Source organism: Sinorhizobium terangae, from assembly GCF_029714365.1.
Taxonomy (GTDB): Bacteria; Pseudomonadota; Alphaproteobacteria; order Rhizobiales; family Rhizobiaceae; genus Sinorhizobium; species Sinorhizobium terangae.
Genome location: NZ_CP121660.1, coordinates 569,854 through 590,563 on the forward strand (window position 1 = coordinate 569,854; position 20,710 = coordinate 590,563).

The 20,710-nt window shown below is 61.5% G+C and carries 15 protein-coding genes and 1 pseudogene; 7 read left to right on the plus strand and 9 right to left on the minus strand.

Annotation, left to right across the window (positions count from 1 at the left end; all coding sequences use genetic code 11):
* Positions 1-229 precede the first annotated feature (229 nt).
* From QA637_RS21355 to QA637_RS21370, 4 genes are all read right to left on the minus strand, one after another.
* Entirely contained in the window at positions 230-2,512 is a 2,283-nt protein-coding gene (locus QA637_RS21355) for a tetratricopeptide repeat protein (RefSeq protein ID WP_283066748.1), read from the minus strand.
* Positions 2,513-2,613: 101 nt separating this feature from the next.
* Complete coding sequence (locus tag QA637_RS21360) at positions 2,614-3,618, minus strand: HAD family hydrolase (RefSeq protein WP_283067293.1); 1,005 nt, start codon at positions 3,616-3,618, stop codon at positions 2,614-2,616.
* 82 nt (positions 3,619-3,700) lie between these two features.
* Positions 3,701-5,317, minus strand: coding sequence for an arylsulfatase (locus QA637_RS21365; protein ID WP_283066750.1), 1,617 nt, complete (start codon positions 5,315-5,317; stop codon positions 3,701-3,703).
* A gap of 95 nt (positions 5,318-5,412) precedes the next feature.
* On the minus strand, positions 5,413-5,658 hold the full coding sequence (locus tag QA637_RS21370; RefSeq protein WP_283066752.1) for a hypothetical protein: 246 nt from the start codon (positions 5,656-5,658) through the stop codon (positions 5,413-5,415).
* A 302-nt stretch (positions 5,659-5,960) separates the two neighbouring features.
* On the opposite strand from QA637_RS21370, the gene QA637_RS21375 reads away from it, so the two are divergent.
* Entirely contained in the window at positions 5,961-7,838 is a 1,878-nt protein-coding gene (locus QA637_RS21375) for a hypothetical protein (RefSeq protein WP_283066754.1), read from the plus strand.
* A 347-nt stretch (positions 7,839-8,185) separates the two neighbouring features.
* Here QA637_RS21375 and QA637_RS21380 read toward each other — a convergent pair.
* Positions 8,186-8,667: pseudogene (locus tag QA637_RS21380) on the minus strand (methyltransferase family protein).
* 21 nt (positions 8,668-8,688) lie between these two features.
* On the minus strand, positions 8,689-9,582 hold the full coding sequence (locus QA637_RS21385; protein WP_136509800.1) for an NAD(P)/FAD-dependent oxidoreductase: 894 nt from the start codon (positions 9,580-9,582) through the stop codon (positions 8,689-8,691).
* A 200-nt stretch (positions 9,583-9,782) separates the two neighbouring features.
* Between QA637_RS21385 and QA637_RS21390 the strand changes: the two genes are divergently transcribed.
* Entirely contained in the window at positions 9,783-10,430 is a 648-nt protein-coding gene (locus QA637_RS21390; protein WP_283066757.1) for a TetR/AcrR family transcriptional regulator, read from the plus strand.
* A 352-nt stretch (positions 10,431-10,782) separates the two neighbouring features.
* Here QA637_RS21390 and QA637_RS21395 read toward each other — a convergent pair whose 3' ends face one another.
* Both QA637_RS21395 and QA637_RS21400 read right to left on the minus strand, forming a co-directional pair.
* Positions 10,783-11,613, minus strand: a complete 831-nt coding sequence (locus QA637_RS21395) for an oxidoreductase (protein ID WP_428843165.1) — start codon at positions 11,611-11,613, stop codon at positions 10,783-10,785.
* 186 nt (positions 11,614-11,799) lie between these two features.
* Positions 11,800-12,795, minus strand: coding sequence for an AraC family transcriptional regulator (locus QA637_RS21400; protein ID WP_283066760.1), 996 nt, complete (start codon positions 12,793-12,795; stop codon positions 11,800-11,802).
* Between the two features lie 288 nt (positions 12,796-13,083).
* On the opposite strand from QA637_RS21400, the gene QA637_RS21405 reads away from it, so the two are divergent.
* A complete protein-coding gene (locus QA637_RS21405) occupies positions 13,084-13,602 on the plus strand; it encodes a hypothetical protein (RefSeq protein ID WP_283066762.1) in 519 nt (172 codons plus the stop codon).
* A 1,041-nt stretch (positions 13,603-14,643) separates the two neighbouring features.
* Here QA637_RS21405 and QA637_RS21410 read toward each other — a convergent pair.
* Positions 14,644-14,868: a hypothetical protein gene (locus QA637_RS21410; protein WP_283067399.1), complete on the minus strand. Its 225-nt coding sequence runs from the start codon at positions 14,866-14,868 to the stop codon at positions 14,644-14,646.
* Positions 14,869-15,009: 141 nt separating this feature from the next.
* On the opposite strand from QA637_RS21410, the gene QA637_RS30900 reads away from it, so the two are divergent.
* The 4 genes from QA637_RS30900 (at position 15,010) to QA637_RS21430 (ending at position 20,682) form a co-directional block, all read left to right on the plus strand.
* Complete coding sequence (locus QA637_RS30900; protein ID WP_346283785.1) at positions 15,010-15,135, plus strand: BA14K family protein; 126 nt, start codon at positions 15,010-15,012, stop codon at positions 15,133-15,135.
* Between the two features lie 317 nt (positions 15,136-15,452).
* Positions 15,453-19,040 (plus strand): GAF domain-containing protein, encoded by a 3,588-nt coding sequence (locus QA637_RS21420; protein ID WP_283066764.1) that lies wholly within the window; start codon positions 15,453-15,455, stop codon positions 19,038-19,040.
* Positions 19,037-19,426, plus strand: coding sequence for a response regulator (locus QA637_RS21425; RefSeq protein WP_283066765.1), 390 nt, complete (start codon positions 19,037-19,039; stop codon positions 19,424-19,426). The genes QA637_RS21420 and QA637_RS21425 overlap by 4 nt, the downstream gene beginning before the upstream one ends.
* Positions 19,423-20,682 (plus strand): adenylate/guanylate cyclase domain-containing protein, encoded by a 1,260-nt coding sequence (locus QA637_RS21430; RefSeq protein WP_283066767.1) that lies wholly within the window; start codon positions 19,423-19,425, stop codon positions 20,680-20,682. Before QA637_RS21425 ends, QA637_RS21430 begins: the two co-directional genes overlap by 4 nt.
* Positions 20,683-20,710 lie beyond the last annotated feature (28 nt).

The following is a 20,710-nucleotide window of genomic DNA, read 5'->3' on the forward strand; positions in this document are numbered from 1 at the left end:
TGCTGCAATGTCAGTGAATCACCTTGAATTCATCATGACCGAGAGCCGTCGTTTGACCAGACACTTTTTGACACGCACCGTTAGAAGCAATTACCGACTGCAACCTGCGGCCTTGGCCTCATTTCTGCCGTTGCAGGCGGCGTCGGTTGTGATCCCCGTTGCCTGACCCGCAGGCCCGACCAGTGCTCGACATTGTAGGCATTGTTTGCCTTTTGCCCCATTCCCGCAACTACGGCACAAGCGATAAAGCTTCCAACGGAGGTGGCAGGCCAAGCTCTGGATGGCGTCGTCGGATCTCTCCTACAGTTTCACGCGCGCCGACGGCATCGCCCGAGGCAAGCTCCCACAATGCTTGCAGCACCAGCACTTCAGCCCGCTCGGGTGTGGCCGCACGGAGGACACCCAATTCCGCTGCGGTCGCTGTCAGGTCGCCGGACTGAAGCAGTGCCAAAGTCAGCAGTATCCGCATGTCCTGGTTGCCGGTATCGGCCTTCACGACATCTCGAAGCACGGGAACGGCTTCGGCCTGCCGCCCTTGCTGCACCAACAACGGGGCGAGCCGGGAGGCGATCTCCAGGTCGTCGGGATTCTTGCCGCGACCAGCCGAGAGGATCGCGGCCGCTTCGACCGGATCACCGAGCGCCTCGGCGATCCGGGCGCGCGCAATCCAGGCCTGGACCAATTGCGGATCCATGAAGACCGCCTCGGCGAACGCCGCCTGTGCGGCCTCCCAGTTCCGCACCGCCATCGCCAGTCCGCCGATCGCCATCTGCCCCTCCGGGAAATCGGCTTTCGCGGCCAGAGATAGCTTCAGTTCGTCAAGCGCCGCCTGAAGCGCGGCGCGGCGATCCGTGGCAACGTGCTCGGGTGGAATGCTGGCAAGCTCGAGCGCTGCGGCGATGCGCACCGACCGCACCGGATCGGAAAGAAGCGGCGAAAGCTGTGCAATGCGGTCTGCCGCCGATGCCGATCGCCAGAGCCTGATCGCCGTCGCACGGATCATGTCGCTCTTGTCGGCAAGGAGACCGGCAAGCGATTGCACGGTCGCCGGATCGGCCTGGTCTCCGATCTCACGCAAGGCGCTGGCGCGGACCACAGCGGGTTGGGAGGCGTCTCGGGCCAGTTTGGCGAGGTCCGCCAGTCTTGGCTGATCAAGCCCCTCCCTTCGGGTCGCCGAAAAGAGCTCCGCGTAGGCGGGGCCGGCTACCGGGCGCTGCGATCCCCATTTATCGATGGCGGCGGCCGCCCACGACGCCGCCTCCCCCGTATGGCACGAAAGGCAGGCATCGGGCGAACCGGCCTTTTCCGAGAGCAGCGGATCGGGCACACGGAAGAAATGATCGCGCCGCCCATCGACGATCATATAGTCGCGCTCCGGCATGTGACAGTTGACGCATTGCGCGCCGGCGCTGCCTTCGGCGTGATGGTGGTGATCCGGCGAGTCGAAATCCTTCAGCACCAGTGAAGGAAAATCGCTGCGCCCAGTCGCATTGTGACACTGGGTGCAGACAGCATTGCCCTCGGCGACAAGCTTGCCCGAATGCGCGTCGTGGCAGTTGCTGCATCTCACGCCCTTCTCGTGCATTTTCGACTGCAGGAAGGAGCCGAGAATATAGACCTCCGCGTCCTGCTGGCCGTCGGCGAAGTAGAGCCCGTGGTCGAGCGTGGAGAGCGCATAGTGTTCGGCAAACTGGGTAGTGGGCAAGGTGCTGTCAGGGTCAAGCGCCTCGCGCCTCGCATGACAGGGGCCACACATGTTCTTCTCGGCCGTCTGCCGATCGCCCTTGGGGCTAAGCAGCCCGTGCGGTGCGAGCCCGTCGCCGCGGCCGGCATCATAGCCGGCAGGCTTGCTGGCCCAGGCGACATGCGCCTCGCCGGGACCGTGGCAAGCCTCGCATCCGACCGCCAGTTCGCTCCAACTGCTTTGATAGCTATGCGTCCTCGCATCGTAATTCTTGCGGAAATCCGTCTGGTGACAGACGGCGCAGCGCGCCTGCCAGTTCTTGTAGAAACCCGTCCAATGCAGGCCGTTCCCTGCGGAGGCATCCTGGTCCGGATAGAGATGATACCAACGCTTGGCAGCGGTATCCCAGGCAATGTCAAGAGCTTGCAGCCGGCCGCCCTCGAGCTCGACGAGATATTGCTGCAGAGGCTCGACCCCGACGACATAGCGGATCTCAAGGGTCGTCGGCTTGCCGGCCGCGCCGTCCGTTTCCACGAAGTAACGGTCGTTCTTCCTGAAGAAGCGTGAGGTGATGCCCTTGTGCTCGAAGGCGGCATTGTCGAAATCACCGAGCACGCTTCCAGCCGTCGGCTCCCGCAGCGCCCAAGAGTGATGCGAGCCGGCCCAAGCCTCGGTTTGCGCTGCGTGGCATGTCGCGCAGGCTTGCGATCCGACGAACTTCGGTGCGTCGGCGGCAATGCCGGGCGGAGCCAGCAGCGCGAAAAGCCCAAGCAGGAAGAAGCCGATCAGCCTGATGCTTCGATGATCGACTTTGCGCACAACCTTCACCGCGACTCCTATTTCTTCGGGAACAGCAAGGTAACCGCGACCCGGATGCCCACGCCGTCAGGCCCGGTCTCGGGTCTTTCGGCCCGGTTGTTTCTCGATCCCTACTTCTCCGGGAAAATCTGCTTCCAGTCGGCCTTCATGTCGACCACGGTCCACTGATTGACGGCCGCCGCCTCCAGCGCCTTGTCCAGGCGGCCGAATGGCGTGTCCTTGTCGTAGGCGTATTCCCGCTCTGCGTCCGTGTGGCGGACGATCATGCCGAAGCGGATACCCGGAGCCATGGTCGTCCATTGCAGCATTTCCAGGTCGCCGTCGGAATTGCCGAAGGCCGCAATCGGACGGCGGCCGATATGTTCATTGATGCCGACCGGCTTGCCGACCTTGTCGTCGATGAAATTGACCTCAGGTGTGCGGAACAAGGTCGGCACGCCGTCGCGCATCTGGAACTCGGTCTTGATCGACGAGCCGACGACCTGTTCGGGCGGGATGCCGTAGATCTTCTCGCTCCAGGGCCGCACGAACTCGATGCCGCCGCCCGAAACGATGAAGGTCTTGAACCCGTTGGCGCGGAGAAAGGAGAGCAGCTCCAGCATCGGCTGATAGACGAGTTCCGTGTAAGACCGCTTGAAGCGTGGGTCCCGCGCAGCGGCGAGCCAATCGGAGACGATCTTCTGGAACTCCTCATTGGTCATGCCGGCGTGCGTCGTCATGATCAGTTCAAGGAGCCCCTGTTCGCCGGCAGCGGCAAGGGCCTTCATGTCGCCGTCGAGCGCGGCCTTGAATGGCTGCGTGTCCGTCCACTCGGGATGAGATGGCGCCATCGTCTTCACGCGGTCGAGCGCGAAGGCGAGCTGGGTGTACATCGGATGCTCGACCCACAATGTGCCGTCATTGTCGAAGACCGCGATGCGTTCCGATTCCGCCACGAAGTCGGCCGAGCCTTCCTTCGTCACCTTCTCGACGAAGGCGACGATGGCCGCTTTCGGGGCGGTATCGTTCCACGACGGGAGCGGATCGGGCGTTTGGCCCGACGCCGCGGTAGCGGCCAGCAGGACGGCCACCACGCCAAACGCCGCGCCACAGGCCAATCTGCGAAGATCATGGATGGTAAACACATTGACCCCCTGTCGATAGACTTGGCCGATCCGCGGGTGGCGCCTGCGCACCACCCGCCGATCGAGAGTCGGGTTACTGCCCCGCGCGCCGCTTGACGGCCTCTTCAATCTGCGCCTTGACTGCTTCGAGGTTGAAGCTTGCGCCCTTCTGCATCGGCGGGTACTCGATCGCAGTACTAGCGAGTTTTGCCACTTCCTGCTGGACGAACACGAAACGCCAGAACTCGTACTGGAACCAGTCGAAGTATTCCTGCGCCCCATCAAGCGTCCCGTTTTCCGGCCAGGTCATGCGCTCGAAGGGGTCGAGGCGCAGGTTGATCAGGGTCGGCGCATCGACATGCGCCTTACCGCCGATCCAGCCGTCGAGCTGCTCGATGAAGCGATACTTGAAGTCGTCAAGGCGCACCGCGCCAAGAGTGCTTTCACCGAAATAGAATATCTCGCGGCGCGCCGAAGGTCCTTTGCCGGTTATCAGATCCATCTGGTTGTAGCCGTCGAGATAGTTCTTGTAGGTGCGGTCGTTGACTTGCTTTCCCTTCAGCAGTTCGGCCTTGATGTTCGGATTGCCCGCGGCGGCGATGAAGGTCGGGAGCCAGTCGAGCCCGGAGACGATGCCGTTCTCCACCTTGCCGGCGGGAACTTTGCCGGGCCAGCGAATCATGGCGGGCGCGCGGAAGCCGCCTTCATAGATCGTTCCCTTCTGCCCCTTGAACGGCGTCGTGCCGCCATCCGGCCAGGTGAACGTCTCCGTGCCGTTGTCCGTGGTGAAGAGGACAATGGTGTTGTCGTCCACGCCCATGTCCTTGAGCTTCTGCATGGTGGCGCCGACGACGTCGTCGAGCTGCGCCATCCCGGCTTCCTGGAGTGACCAGCCGTTCTTTGAGTTGCGCAGCGCCTCGTACTTCGGGGAAAGGTGCGTGACGATGTGCATGCGTGTCGGGTTGAGCCAGACGAAGAACGGCTTGTCGTCGGCTTTGGCCTTGTCCATGAACTTGAAGGCCAGGTCCCGGATCTCGTCGTCCACGGTTTCCATCCGCTCGGGATAGAGCGTGCCGGCATCTTCGATCTTCTGCTTGCCGACCTTGCCCCAGCGCGGGTCAACGGTCGGATCGTCCGTATCGCTCGCCCAGCTATGAACCATGTTGCGTGGGCCGACGACATTCAGCAGTTCCTGAGGGTACCCAGGGTGTGCAGGATCTTCCATCGCATCGAGGTGGTAGAGGTAGCCGAAGAACTCGTCGAAGCCGTGGACGGTGGGAAGGAATTCGTTGAGGTCGCCCAGGTGGTTCTTTCCGAACTGGCCAGTGGCGTAGCCCATCGACTTGAGCGCCGTCGCGATTGTGATGGCGTCAGCCGGCATGCCGATCTTTGCACCCGCCTGGCCGACCGTGGTCATGCCCGTGCGGATCGGAAGCTCGCCTGTGACGAAGGCCGCGCGTCCAGCGGTACAGCTCGCCTCGGCGTAGTAATCGGTAAACAGCATGCCCTCGGCCGCGAGCTTGTCGAGGTTGGGCGTGCGGCCCGCCATCATGCCGCGGTGGTAGGCACCGATATTCCAGATGCCGATGTCGTCGCCCATGATGGCGACGATGTTAGGTGGTCGCTCCTGCGCCGCCGCTGGCGGAATTGCCGCCGTGGCGCCGAAAGCGCAAGCTATTAGACCGAACAAAGTGTTTCCAATTCTGTTCATGATCTGGTTCCTCTTGACTGCTTCAAACGGTCTGGGCATGCCAATCAGGTGAGATTGCCGCGCGACATATCACTTTCCGCGCGGCCTCTCGGCTCTTAGCCAGGGAGATGTCCTTGGCGATCCAGAAACAGCGCGACTTCTGCTTCGAGTTCTTTCAGGAAACTTCGATACTCGGCGACCTTCGTTTCTCCACCAGGGGTCTCCTCCCAGCGTCTGAGCGCACTCAGGGCTTCGCTGTAGTCTTCGCAAATCGCCATGAAGTCGGCGTTTCGCGCATGCAGCCGGTGGATCAACAGTTCGTGTTGCGGGAACCGGCTGACGAGAAAAGCGACTCCTGGCATGGGCTTGTCCTGCGATGAACTTCGACCAAACCGCAGCATTTGGTTACGCGCAATCAACGCCGGATCAAGGTACGAACATGTTCGCTCTCCCTTCCGGACGGCCGGATTTTCAGCGGAAGAGCGCTTTGCACTGAGGGGCGAAATCTTTCCGTTGAGTGCTCATTCGCGGAGACTTTGCTGCCGATCATGAGGTTCTGTTCGTCACATCGGTGACGGTGCTTTTCATTCTCCGCGCGACTTCCCGCGATTGACGATTTCCGCTAAAGTTGCAAGGCACACGTTGTTCGACGAGGGGGCGAGCGATGGCGCCGACACGAGAACCATCCGATGATCAGGTGGGCAGCGCATTCGTTCATCCAACTGCGGCCGAGGGCCACGAGCAGATGGAACGCATCCTGGCGGATCCGACGTTTCAGGCGAGCCCACGCCGGCGGGCGCTGCTTCGTTATCTCGTCGAAGAGACATTTGCCGGCCGCGCCGATCGCCTGAAGGGCTATGCGATCGCGCTCGCCGTTTTTGGGCGTGACGACAAATTCGATCCACAGTTCGATCCGGTGGTTCGGCTCGAGGCGCGACGCCTGCGGCGCGATCTCGACGGCTACTATGCCGGTGCCGGCAGCCACGACCGCCTGCGGATTTCCATCCCCAAAGGCGGCTATGTCACGCATTTCGCATGGCAGGGCGAAGCCCGATCGCTGGCCTCACCGTTGGAAGGCCAGCCCGAGCGTGGCGGTTTGGCCAACGCCGAGGCCGTTCCGGAAGTCGCTCACGCAGCAGCCGCCGAGTTGTCAACAGAGCGGACGGTCGATAACGGAGCAGGCGATCATCCCCACCGCCCCGCCATCCAGCATAGCGCGTTCGTGGCTGCAGCGCTCGTCGCCATCCTCGTGGTCGGGATCGCCGGCGCCGCCTGGTTCTGGCTCCTGCGCGACAAGTACACGGACGCCCTCGCGCGCGGGCCGGCGGTCATCGTTCTGCCGTTCGAAGCGCTCAGTTCCGGCGAGGACGATCGCTTCCTCGCTGCCGGATTGACGCAGGAACTCATCACCGATCTGATGCGCTTCGGCGGCTTCAGGCTTTTTTCACTGCCAGCCAGCTTCCGGCAGGACGCAAATGCCGATCCGGTGGCCCTGGGGCAGAGGCTTGCGGCCTCCTATGTGGTCAAAGGCAACCTGCGTTCGGACGCCAGGATCGTACGGGTCGGCGTTCAGCTCATCGAGACGCGGAGCGGTCAATTGCTCTGGAGCGAAACCTATGACCTCTCGATGACGCCGAACGCGCTGCTCAGCGTGCAGCACGATCTGTCGACCCGCATTGCGGCAATGCTCGGTCAGCCCTATGGTATCGTCAACAATGACGCGGCCAGCCATCTGCTCGAAGGCGACGCCCCGAGCATGCCCAGCTACGACTGCATCCTGCGCGCTTATGCATATCGGCGGACATTCAGTGCCGAACTCTACGCACCGGCCCTGAAGTGTCTCGAAGAGTCGGTACGCCGCGACCCGCAATATGCCGCCGCCTGGGCGATGCTGGGGTGGCTTCACCTCGATGCCGCGCGGTTCGACTGGGCGCCTGAAGGGCGATGGGAAGCGGAATTCGAGCAGGCGTTCCGGGCCGCCGAACATGCCGTGGCGCTCGATCCGACAAGCGCGCTTGCGCTCCAGGCCCTGTCTTCGATCAACTACTACGCCGGGCGCCATGACGAAGCCGAACGCATCCAGCGGAAGGCGCTGAAGCTCAATCCGAACGACCCGGACACGCTTGCGCAACTCGGCTGGCGGCTCGCGGCCCGCGGCAAATGGGACGAAGGCATCCCCTTGCTTCAGCGCGCCATCGATCGGACCGTCAGTCCGCCAGGCTGGTATTTTCACCTCATCGTCGTCCACCATTACCTGCAGGGCCATTATCGGGAGGCCCTCGCCGCCGCCGAACGCGCGCGGATCGATGGTTCCGGCTTGAGCTGGTCCTTCCTGGCGATAGCCCATGGCGCGCTCGGCAACCAGTACGCGGCGCGACAGGCGCTCGCCGAGATGGCGGCGCGGTCCCCGCTCCTTGCGCGCGACCCCGCCGCCGCCTATCGCCGCCACCAGGCCATCGACACGATCGTCGACCGCCTCGTCGCTGGCCTCCGCAAGGCCGGCTGGACGGAGCCGAGGTCATCAGTACCATCCCAACCATAGCGGCGGGTCGCCGTCACCTCCACGTCTCAAGGTCGGCAATTCCTGCATGGCCGTCGTTTTCGTCAGTCGGCGGGATGTCCGCAACGGGCCGAACTCGGCCCTACCAGCCGCCAGTTCGAACGTCTTGAAAGTCCGCACAGGCGACGTGATGCTGCTTGCAAGACGATGTCTGCTTTCAGGCAGGCGCGTGCCGGCCTCTATGACCGAAGTGGGGGCGCGAAGCGGAAATCATTTCCGGACTGGGGCCGGTGGCGGTCCGTCCGCTCTTGGTTACCGCTTCTCGAAAGCAGACATCGGCGTGCGGTGCGTCGACGGCTCATTTGTGGCGGCAAGCGGTGACCAAATAGTCAGAGCCAGCGGCGAACCTCGGCCTTGTAGCGGCGGTAGTCGTCGCCGAACTTCGCTTCGAGATAGCGCTCCTCGCGGGCAATCACCTGCGTCTGGATCGCGATCAGCACCAACGGGAGCAAGGCGAAGGCGATCGGCCCGTCGAAGCCGATCGCAAGCCCGGCATAGAGGCATAGATAAGCGCCATGCCGAGATACATGGGATTGCGGGTCCACCGATAAGGACCGGTCGTTGCAATGAGGGTCATTGGCTGCGACGGCGGAATGTTGGTGCCCAGCCGTCGGAACAGCCCCGCCGCCAAAAGCATCATCGCCGCGCCGGCAACGAACAGCAGCGCGCCCGTCGCGACCAGCAACCGCCAGTCGATGCCGAAAGAGCGCAGGGTGACGAACCGCTCCGCCGCCAACCCCAACAGCAGCGCTCCCAGATAGACGAAGGGCGGAGGGAAGCGCACACCCGCGCTGTCCGGTTCGACGGCCATGCTCATCTCCAATTTGTGCTCTCAAACCAGCATCGACTGCTGGGCGAAGATACCCGCCATCGCGCCTTGCCATGATGCCGTGGTGACCGAAGCCATGAGGGGGTTGGCGAGGTCGCCGGCGGCGTAGATGCCGGGCATGCTGGTTTCGCGGCGCTCGTCGACCTTGAGGACGATGCCGAGGGGCGTATCGACCGTGGCGAGACCCAGTGATTCATGCAGGCTTGCGGACGGCTTGTTGCGCGGATGCGCGAACAGGATGTCGACGGCGACATCGGGGCCGACATTGAGCTTGAGGGTGGGGTTATGGCCCCCATGACGGGTGATTTCAGTAATCCGGCCGTCGACGATGGGTGTGTTGCGACGCTCCAGATCGGCCCGGGTATCGGGCGGAATGTCGTGACCATCGGCGAAGACCGTCAACCTGTCGGTCCAATCGTGGAACAGCCTGACCTGGTTGTGTGACTGCGGGCCGGACCAGACGAGGCCCCAATGTTGGCCTGCGACTTCAAAGCCATCGCAATAGGGACAGGGCACGATGGACGTGCCCCAGCTTTCGGCAAAGCCCGGCACATCGGGCATCTGGTCGGTGATGCCATAGCTCAGGATCAGGCGGCGCGCCGCAAGGCGTTCGCCACCGCCAGTGACGACAGAGAAATCGTCGAGAGCGCCGGAAACGCTGTCGGCCCGGGCATTGACCAAATTGATCGCAGGATAACGCGCCAATTGCCGCCGCGCCTCGGCCAGGATATCCGGCGGTGGCTTGTGATCGTGGCCGAGCAGGCCATGCGAGTGGCCGGCGAAGCGGTTGCGCGGCAGGCCTGTATCGAGAACGGTGACCTTCCGACGGGCACGGCCGAGCTGCAGGGCGGCGGCGAGACCGGCAAAGCTGCCGCCGACGATGATGACGTCATCCATGGTGATGGGCTCCGTATTGCGGATGGAGGGACTTAGGCTGTGCCTGGCGCGCAATATCGTCCAGCGATGCGCATTGGATATCGCCTTGCGGCCAAGGCAAACCTGATCTGGAGGACACGATAAAATCACCCCTTGGAATTTCCGAGACTGCGTAGTATCGTAATTCACGAATTACGATACTGTCAAGGACTGTAATTATCGTGAGCGAAAATAGTCGAGGCAGGAGAGGCCGGCCCGCCAATGAGGCGCTCGGCCAAACCATAGTCGACGCCGCGGGCGAACTCTTTGCGGAGTTGGGCTTTCAAGCGACGACATTGGACAAGGTCGCCCAGCGAGCGAAGATATCCAAGCTTAGCATCTACAGGCACTTCGAGAACAAAGAGGCGCTGTTTGGAGCGGCCTTTGCGGCCCGCTGCCAACAGTTAATACCACAGGCCCTTTTTGAAGGCGTCGACGGCTCGGCCGAAGATCAGCTCATGGCGGTGGGATCATCGCTGCTTCGCACGCTGTTGCGCCCGGACGTCCGCAACGTCGAAGCCATGGTCATGGCCGACACGCCGAACCAAAAGTCGTTGAGCAAGGTCTATTACGAAGCCGGCCCCGCCCAGATCACCGCCCAAATCGAGGCCCTGTTGCGTCAGTTGGACGCGAAGGCGGCTTTGAACGTGCCCGATCCTCTCCGGTCCGCCCGCTTGTTTGCCGCACTTTTCAAAGGCTCCGATCTCCTGATTGTCGCACGCTTCGATGAGGCGAGAGCAGAGGACGATAACGAGATCGAATCCTATTGCCGGTCGGCCGTCGCCATGTTCATCGCCGCGCACGGTGGCAGCGACCACGCGGGCGGATAGCCTAGACGAGGCCGCGAAGGAGTACTTGATATTTTGGATGCCCGCATTGACATCAACGCCTTGGGCGGTGTTCCAGGACCTGTGACAGGCGGCGTAACCGCTACCACCCCATTCGAGGCCTTAGTGCCGGCTTAGCAGACCGTCAGCTTTCGGGAAGCTGCAACGGTGGTCTGAATGGCGGAAATGTGGGCGCATTGCGGACGAAGGTTAGATGACCGCTGCTGGCTCCCAAAGCGGACATCAGGATATAGGGCGCGAGGTGGAATCACTCTCCCCGTCCCGCAAGGATGGGGAGAAAAGCCCAGCGCGAGTCGCGCTAATCTCGCATCAAGGCTCTATCGCGTCGCGCCAATCAGCGGACGGTCCGCAGGACCATGCGGTCGAACACACGATCGCCCAGCCACTTGCGGGTGTTGATCATCATTTTGGCAAACTTGCCGGCGGCATAGCGGGTCTTGGGCTTGCGGGCCTTCACGGCCTCGGAAACCACGTCTGCGATGACCTGCGGGGACGAGCCGCCGCCGTCCTTGTAGCTGCCGGCGGTGGCCTTGGCGACGTTTCTCGCCATGGGGCCATAGGCGGTATTGCCCGAGAACTTCATCATCGGGCCTTCGAGCACGTTGGCGAACGCGGTCTGAATGATGCCGGGCTCAACGACCACGACGTCGATGCCGAACTGTTGCAGTTCCAGGCGAAGGCAGTCCGACAGGCCTTCCAGCGCATGTTTCGAAGCGTGATACCAGGCACCCAGCGGGGTGTAGATTTTGCCACCCATCGAGGTGATGTTGATGATCTTGCCAGCGCGCTTCTTGCGCATATAGGGCACCAGATCCTTAATCAGCGCGGCGGCACCGAACAGGTTCACGTCGAACTGATAGCGAGCCTCGTCCAGAGGCACGTCTTCGACCGACCCGTAAAGCCCGAAGCCTGCATTGTTGACCAGCACGTCGACACCGCCGAATTTCTCAGTGATTGTGGCCACCGCGGATTTTCGGCTGGCCTCGTCAGCGACATCCAGCACGACGGGATGCGCACCGAGCGCCTTCAGATCGTCCATCTGTTCCACCCGGCGAGCGGCGACGATGACCGTCAGTCCGTCCTTGATTAACTGCTTTGCGATGACCTTGCCCATGCCCGAAGATGCGCCGGTGACGAGAGCGGTTTTCTGTGCGCTTGCCATGATCTTCTCCAATCATTGCGGGCGTCGTGCCCGTTGTTCCTTGGAGATCAATCTGGCGCATGGCACGCGTTTTTACAAAATCGCTTCGTGCCAACAAACTATCAGAACGTGCCAAACCGCTATCTCCCGGCACAAACGCGGAACCGGCAGCCCGATGGTCACCCGTTTCCCCGGTCTTGGCTGACCTTCTCAGTGCGCCACCATTCCCCGCGCCTCGGCCGGCGTCATGCCGGTCCAGCCCTGGAAGGCGCGATAGAAAGAGTTCGGCTCGCGGTAGGCCAGGAGATAGGAGATTTCCTCGACGTTCAGCCCGTCTTCGCCCAGATAATGCATCGCCAGTTCCGCGCGGGTCGATGCCAGCACTGTCTGGAAGGTTTCACCTTCCTCCTTCAACTGCCGTTGCAGGGTGCGTTTCGACATGGCCAGCCGCCTGCACATCGCCTCGATATTGGCCTCGCCCGACGGCAGCATGTCATGCAGAACCCGCTTCGCGCGCAGCACGATGGGGGTCTCGGTTTCATGTGCCTCCATGTCGCGGCGCAACTTCTTCTCGAACTCGGGCCAGGATTCCTCGTTTTCAGTGATCAGCGGCAGATCGGCATCTTCCTTGCGCAAGGAGAGGCGCGCTCCGCCGCCAAGGTCCGGTTCACAGCCCAGGAACTCCAACACGTCCTCGCCCAGATTGGTCAACTCGGGCAGTTGGACCTGCACTGGCCGGATAAACTCCGCGGTGTAACAGCGGGCAGATTCCAGCAGGTAGAGCGCCTCGAACCAGACCAGTTGCGGCGGCGCCGGAACGGCCGGGTCCACCGAACCGATCGCGATATGCAGGCATCTATCATCCTCGGATACGTCCAGCTTCATCGGTCCCATCAGCGGTTTGAACACCGACAGGCGCTGAAAGCCGATGCGTACGTCCGGCGAACAGGAGAAAGAGAACATGGCCGGCGTGAACGGGGCGTGGGCAAAGAGCTTGCTCAGATAGAGCGGCAGGTCGGGCCGATCGGCCTCGACCTCGATGGCGCTCCACAGGGCGAACACCTGGGCGGGCGTCAGGCCCTTGCCCTCGTTGCGAAGAATATCACGCGGCAGCCCGGCCCGGCGCACCGCCTGCTCGGTGGAGATTTTCAGCAGCTTGGCGACCTGAGTGATGGATTTGGCCACGGGATAAAGACGGCTTGACATGGTCGTCTCCTGTCTTGGGTTCATCGTTCCCTTTTACCTGCACATAGGGATAGAGACGCGCCAGAGCCTGATGGCGGATTGGCACATTCTGATAGTGCTTTGGCGCGAGGTGAGAGTGCAAGGGGGAAATGTCAGTGCGATGTTCTCTCCAACCGCACACCGAAACATCCCATAGCCAAGACCATCCTCATTACGGGCGCATCCTCGGGCTTTGGCAACGGGGCCGACCCTTTTTTCTCAGCCCGGCCTCGCTGTAGTGATCCCGGCGCACATTGAAAGGACAGAAATATGCCTTTTGAAACGGCAATTCAGACCTATTTTACCGGCATGCGCAACGAGGGCCTGTATGGCTTACTGCCCATTGGGCTGGTGCTGCTGAGCTTCGCCACTCTGCTGCTCCTGCGCGGCCCTCGCGACACCTTCACTCTCTGGAGCGGATCCGGGCTGGGCATTGTTGGGCTGATCGGCGTCGTGGCCGGAGTCGGCTTTGCAATCCACGCAGGCAACCACCTGCCGGAAACCCTCTCTTCCTATGCAGCCCATCCATCCCTGATGCTGCAATCGGAGGCCGAGCGGATCAACAGCATCCTGCGGGGCTCCTACGGCTACTACGCCTTCTACGGCACGCTGATGGTCGCGGCTTTCATCCTGCTCTTCACTGCCCGCCGCGACTGGTCCATCGGACTTGCCCTGCCGCTGATGGCCTTTGCCGCCATGGCGTTCTGCATGGACATCTTCATCGACAACCGCACCATCGCCTATCAGGAGGCGATTGCGGCGGCTCAGCCCGCGTTGCCAGACAGATAATCCAGGAGGCGCTCCGGGCCCGGACGCAGCATCGGGTTGATTGCGCCATGGGGCAAGCTGCAACAACTGCCCGCCTCCAGCTCCGCGGACTGGATGTGCGGATTTCCAAGCGCGAACGCAAGGTGGTGCCTGACGGAGCAGGTCGGATAGAGGCTCGTCTTCCTCTTGTTACCTGCCGCAACCTGCTTCCGCTCTCCTATGTGCTAGATTACGAGGACCGAGGACCCAACCTCGTGATCGCCTCATTGAAGGCCAAGTGTGTTGTGGTCAGGGTATCCGCAACGGGGCCAGCACCAAAGGGCCCTATCGGTGAATGCCAGCTTTGGGTCGAACAACCCGTGCGCGCTTGCTCATGACAGCTTCAGGCGCCTTCGGGACGCGATCACTCCCGAGCAGACCGTCGGCTTTCAGGAGCTCGATCCGATCCTGGGGAATGACCGAAACGGGGGCGCACAGCGGTCGTTCCGAAGCGTGGCCGGAAATGACTGGATAGGGCTCAGAGCTGTCATCCGCCTTCAAGTATCTTGAGGTGAAGCGGACATTGAACTTCGGTGTTCCTTAGTGATTCAAGCTTCAAAAAAGAGCCCAGAACACGCGACACAGCCTCAACGAATCCGAATGGCGAATCATTGATGCCGGTTCTCAATTAGTTGCGTCGCGCCTGACGACTTGTGGCCTAACTTCCATCAAGACGAACGGGTGCGGCGCTTAGCGCGGCGGCGCTGACCTGATGTTGGATAAGTGCGGCCTGTGGCGCGTGCCTTAGCGAGCGCCAACTTAGCAGCGCGGGGTGTCATTCTTGCCAGCGCCCGTTGCGAAGCACGCACACGGAGGGTGCGTTTAGCCATAGCATTAATCCTTTCTACAGCTCGATCGCCACTATCAAGCGGGGCATTGGGAAGAAATAGCAAGCGGGCAGGCGATCAATAAGCATGATCGCCGCTTACGCCTTGGCACAACAGCCGTACTCAGCGGTGAAGAGGCTAGCAATCATAGCCCTGTCGCGTTCGTCTCGGGCGAAGAGGATTTCTGGCTCACCAGTCAATCTGCGCTCACAATGAAATTGGCGCCACGCTTGCCTGGCGTAGTGGTATAGTGAGTATTGGTCATTCCTTCGTTGAAAGAAGAAAAGTGAAGTCGATGAGGATTGCGACCACCATCGTCTTGACGGTTCTGGCTGCGGCTACGAGCGCGTCTCAGGCCCAGACCCAGACGTGCATCGGTGATTGCGGCACCTACCGGCACGATCTTTTTGTCGAGCGGCAATATCAGCAGTTCTTGCTGAACCGCTACTTGAACTCTGGTCCCCGTTTCGCACCTGGACCCGACGTCAACATAGATGCAGGTGTAACTCTTGGGCCGTCGCTCGGTACAATCAACGAACTGCGCTCACGTCGGCGGCAAACGGTGTTATCCGGCGGAAATGCGCATGCACGGTGGTGCCACGACCGCTATAGATCGTATCGCTCCAGCGACAACACCTTCCAGCCTTTCGACGGTCCGCGCCGTGCGTGCAACTCGCCTTACAATTAAACAGGGCGTGACCACGGCGGAAAGCGGCTTCACACTTTTCAGATCTCCATAAACGCACAGCGCGCTCATTCGTACTAATCACAAAATTGAACTCGGCGCTGGCTTGTTTCGACCCGTTGTTCGTTCGCCCGCCCGAACGGGATTGTTGCGGCAGCCATTACCTCTTCCAGGTTCAACTGCGCATCGCAGCGAGATCACCTCGTCACAACTGATCAGATGGAGTATTCTAGCCGTTCCGGCCATCGGATTGGACGTGGGGCCCACCCGGTGGTGGACGGTAGCACTCGACGCAAGCTGATCGCAGGGGGGATTCTGCCGTGGAGGGGCACGAGGCGGATGAATCAAGCGCCAGTCTCAGACAACAGGTCGAACTGCTGAAGCGAGAGCTTGACGAGACCCTCGAGCAGCAGACGGCGACGAGCGAAATACTGCGGGTCATTCCGATCTCGACCAGCTCCGCGCAGCCCGTCTTCGATGCGATCGCGAAAAGCGCAGCGAGGCTGTGCGCGGCAGAATTTTGCTTTGTGTTTCGGTTCGACGGTGAGCTCCTGCATTCCGTCGCCTATCACGGCATATCGCGCGAAGGCATTGAAGCGGCCCACGCCAGTTTCCCGCGGAAACCCTACAGGGGCTACGTAACGGGGCGAGCCGTTCTCAGCGGTGCCATAGAGCAGATTCCTGACGTATTTGCCGATCCTGAATACCAGTTGCTGCCGCTGGCGAAACTCGTGTCCTATCGCAGCTCGATCGGCGTGCCGTTGATGTTGACCGGGCGGGCGATCGGAGCGATCGGCGTCAGTCGACGTGAGGTCGGATACTTTCCAGAACGGCAGATTGAGCTCCTGCGAACCTTCGCCGATCAGGCCGTGATCGCCATCGAGAACGTGCGCCTTTTCGAGGAGGCGCAAGCCCGCAACCGAGAGATTGGCGAGGCGCTCGAAAGGCAGGCGGCCACGAGCGAAATCCTGCGTGTAATCTCTACCTCACCGGACGACGTGCAGCCGGTGTTCGACGCGATAGCGGAGAGCGCAGCAAGGCTCTGCGCGGCAGAATTCTGTTTCGTATTTCGGTTCGACGGAGAGCTGCTACATCCGGTTGCTTATCATGGCATTTCGCGCGAGGGCATAGAAGCCGTACGCGCCAAGTTTCCGCAGCAGCCAAATAGAGGCAATGTCACGGGCCGAGCCTTTATCAGTGGTACCATCGAGCAGATCCCCGACGTGTTTACCGACCCTGATTATAAGATGCGCCCGCTCGCGAAGATCGTGTGCTACCGCAGCGCCATTGGCGTACCGCTCTTGTGGAACGGATGTCCGATCGGATCGATCGCCGTCACTCGACGCGAGGTCGGCTTCTTTCCAGAGCGGCAGGTCGAACTCCTACGAATATTCGCCGATCAGGCGGTGATAGCCATCGAGAATGTCCGGCTGTTCGACGAGGCGAAAGCGCACAACCGAGACCTCACCGAGGCGCTCGAACAGCAGACGGCGACCAGCGAAATACTTCGCGTCATCTCGACCTCACCGACCGATGCGCAGCCCGTGTTCGACATTATCGCGCAGCGTGCCGCCCGGCTTTGCGGCGCGCAATTCTGCCACGTGTTTCGCTATGATGGCGAACTGTTGCATTTCGTGGCGCATCACCGGCTGGAACCCGAGAGCGCGGTGCTTCCAGCCCCACCGGGTCGAGGCACTGCGGCCGGGCGTTCGATCCTCAGCCGATCGGTGGAACAGATACCGGACCGGCTCGCCGATCCGGAATACGTGATGCACCCCGCCATCAGGGCTCAAGCCTCGAGCCACCGAAGCCTGCTGGCCGCACCTATCATGCGCGGCGGTGTTCCGATCGGAACCATTGTCGTGGCGCGAACCGAACCAGGATTGTTTCCCGATCGCCAGGTCGAACTCCTCAAGACCTTCGCCGACCAGGCCGGGATAGCAATCGAGAATGTTCGGCTGTTCACCGATCTGGAGGAACGGAATCACGACCTGAAAGAGGCGCTGCAGCAGCAGACCGCGACAGCGGATGTCCTCAAGGTCATCAGTCGGTCAGCATTCGACCTCCAGGCGGTGCTCGATACGCTTGTCGAATCTGCCGTGCGGCTTTGCGAGGCCTATGACGCGGCCATTTTCCTAAAGAATGGAGACATGCTCTACCTGAGGGCGCATCACGGACCAATACCGATCGATTTCGTCGGCTGGCCAGTGTCACGGGACTGGGTTACCGGACGGGCCGTCGTGGACAGAAGACCGATCCATGTGCCTGACCTGACGGCCGCTGCCGACGAATACCCGGCCGGCCAGAGCATGGCCGTGCGGTTGGGGCATCGCACGATCTTGGCAGCTCCTTTGCTGCGGCAGCAGGAAGCTATCGGTGGCCTCGTCATACGCCGGACTGAAGTCAAGCCATTTGCCGAAAAGCAGATCGACCTTCTGCAGACCTTTGCCGATCAGGCGGTCATAGCGATCGAGAACGTGCGGCTGTTCGACGAGGTGAAGTCGCGGACCGCCGAACTGGCGGAGGCGCTGGAGCAGCAAACCGCGACGGCTGACGTGCTCAAGGTTATCAGCCGTTCCGCATTCGACCTGCAATCGGTCCTGGATACCCTCGTAGCGTCCGCTGCCCGTCTTTGCGAGGCGGACATGGCTACGATGACCCGGCCGATGGGAGACGCGCACTATCCAGTCGCCAGTTACGGACTGTCGCAGGAATTCGGCCAGTATCTTCGGGCTCTCCCGCTGGAGCCGGGGCGCGGCACTATTGTGGGGCGAACGCTGCTTGAAGTGCGGCCGGTTCAGGTCGCCGACGTCCTCGATGATGCCGAGTACGCCATGCCGGAAGCGCAAAGACTTGGGGGGTTTCGTACCGTGCTTGGCGTGCCACTCCTGCGTGAAGGAAGCCCGATCGGGGTGCTCGCATTGACCCGCTCCACCGTGCGACCCTTCACTGACAAGCAGATCGAGTTGGCATCGACCTTCGCTGATCAGGCCGTGATTGCCATCGAAAATGTGCGTCTTTTCCAGGAAGTGCAGGCGAGAACCGATGAACTGTCCCGCTCCCTCGAAGCACTCAAGGCCACACAGGACCGATTGATCCAGACGGAAAAGCTCGCCTCGCTCGGACAACTGACCGCCGGAATTGCGCACGAGATCAAGAACCCGTTGAATTTCGTGAACAATTTCTCGGCGCTGTCGGTCGAGTTGCTCGAAGAGCTTCAGCAGGCGCTCGACGGCGCCGTAGCCGACGGTGCACCACGCTCCGAGATCGACATGCTCGCCCAGACGATAAAGGGCAATCTCGAAAAGATCGTCCAGCATGGCAAACGCGCCGATTCAATCGTCAAGAACATGCTCATGCATTCGCGTCAGGGAGCGGGCGAGCGCAGGCCGACCCATATCAACGCCATCGTCGAGGAGAGCCTCAATCTCGCCTATCACGGGGCTCGAGCAGAGAAGCAAGGATTCACGATCACGCTGGAGAAATCACTCGATCCGGTGGCCGGGGAAGTCGACCTATATCCGCAGGAGATCACACGCGTGCTTCTCAACCTCATCTCGAACGGCTTCTATGCGACGAGCAAGCGCAAGGCATCCGAGCCCGGTGACAGTTACGAGCCGACGCTCGCGGCGGTGACCAGAGACCTGGGAGACAGCGTCGAGATCATCATCCGTGATAATGGTGTCGGAATCCCGCCAGAGGTGAGAGAGAAGATGTTCAATCCATTCTTCACAACCAAGCCTGCTGGCGAGGGGACGGGCCTTGGCCTGTCGCTCAGCCACGACATCATCGTCAAGCAGCATGCCGGTTCCATCGAGGTGGACACAGAACCTGGTCATTACACCGAGTTTCGCATTCGACTGCCGCGGATGACCCCGGTGAGGACGACGCCGGAGGGCAGAGCATGAGCCTCCTCATCCTGGTCGTCGATGACGAGCCCGACGTCGAGTTGCTTTTCAAACAACAGTTCCGCCATGACCTGCGCGCCGGCCGCTTTGTCATGGAGTTCGCGCGATCGGCGGCATCCGCACTCGAGCGGATCGCCGATGCAGGCGACGTCACGCTCATTCTCATCCTGTCCGACGTCAACATGCCAGGGATGAGCGGGCTCGAACTGTTGCCGAAAGCGAGGAGCATACGGCCTGACGTGCCGGTGATCATGATCACTGCCTATGGCGATTCGGACACGAAGCGAAGAGCCATGGAAAGTGGCGCGGAAGCGCTGCTGACCAAGCCGATCGACTTCACCGCCTTGCGAGAAGAAATCGACAGTCGAGTTGGGCGCGCCGCATGAGCACAAGCATACTCGTTGTGGACGACGAGCCGGACCTGGAGATGCTTCTTCTCCAGAAATTCCGGAAGCAGATCCGCGAGGGAGCACTGCGTTTCCTGTTCGCCCACGACGGAGTTGACGCCTTGGCCGTGCTTGCTGCCAACCACGACGTGGATATCGTGCTGAGCGACATCAACATGCCGCGTATGGATGGCCTGTCGCTGCTGGCGAGGCTTCAGCAGAGGGACGAGGATCTGTCCACGATAATCGTCTCCGCCTACAGCGACATGGCCAACATCCGGATCGCGATGAACCGGGGCGCCTATGATTTTGTAACGAAACCGATCGATTTTCCCGACCTGGAGGCGACGATCGTCAAGACGATCCATCACGTGGAGACGTTGCGTGAGGCGCAGCGCAAGCAGTCGGCGGCCGAGCAGGCGCGCGCATCGCTTTCCCGTTACTTTTCGCCAAATCTCGCCGAACGCCTGGCCAGCAGCGCCGACGCCCTCGATCTTGGCGGAAAACGCCGGGATGTTGCGTCGCTCTTTACCGATCTGACGGGGTTCACCACGCTGGTCGAAACGATCGAGCCCAACGTGCTCGGCCAACTCCTCAATGATTACATCGTCGGCATGACGGACATCGTATTCGCCCATGGCGGCACGGTCGCCAAGATCATTGGCGACGCACTCCACGTGCTTTTCGGCGCACCGGTCGATCAGCCGGACCATGCCAGCCGCGCGGTCGCCTGTTCATTCGCACTTGACGCCTTCGCACGGTCTTTCCGTGAACACTGGTGCAGAAAGGGAATAGCCCTTGGCCACACCCGGATTGGTGCGCATGCCGGCACGGCCGTGGTCGGCAACTTCGGCGGAGGAAAGTTCTTCGACTACAGCGCCTACGGCGACACCATCAACGTTGCCGCGCGCCTGGAAGCGGCTAACAAGTCGCTTGGCACGCGTATTTGCGTGAGTGGCAGCCTCGCAGCGAACATGCCGGGGTTCTGCGGTCGCCCTGTTGGCGACCTCCTGCTCAGAGGCAGGGCGGAGCCGATCCGCGCTTTCGAGCCGCTTGAGGCCGAAAGCTATGCCAGCGGCACAATGCAGGCATACATGGCTGCCTTCGAAGAGCTGGAGACCGGCGATCCTCGTGCCGTAGCGTCATTTGCTGCACTGGTTGGTCGCAATCCGGAGGATGCCCTCGCTGGCTTTCACCTAAAGCGACTGCTGAACGGCGAATTCAGCACAACCATCAACCTCAACAATTTCCACTGACCGCCCACGGCATGCATCCTAAACCCTG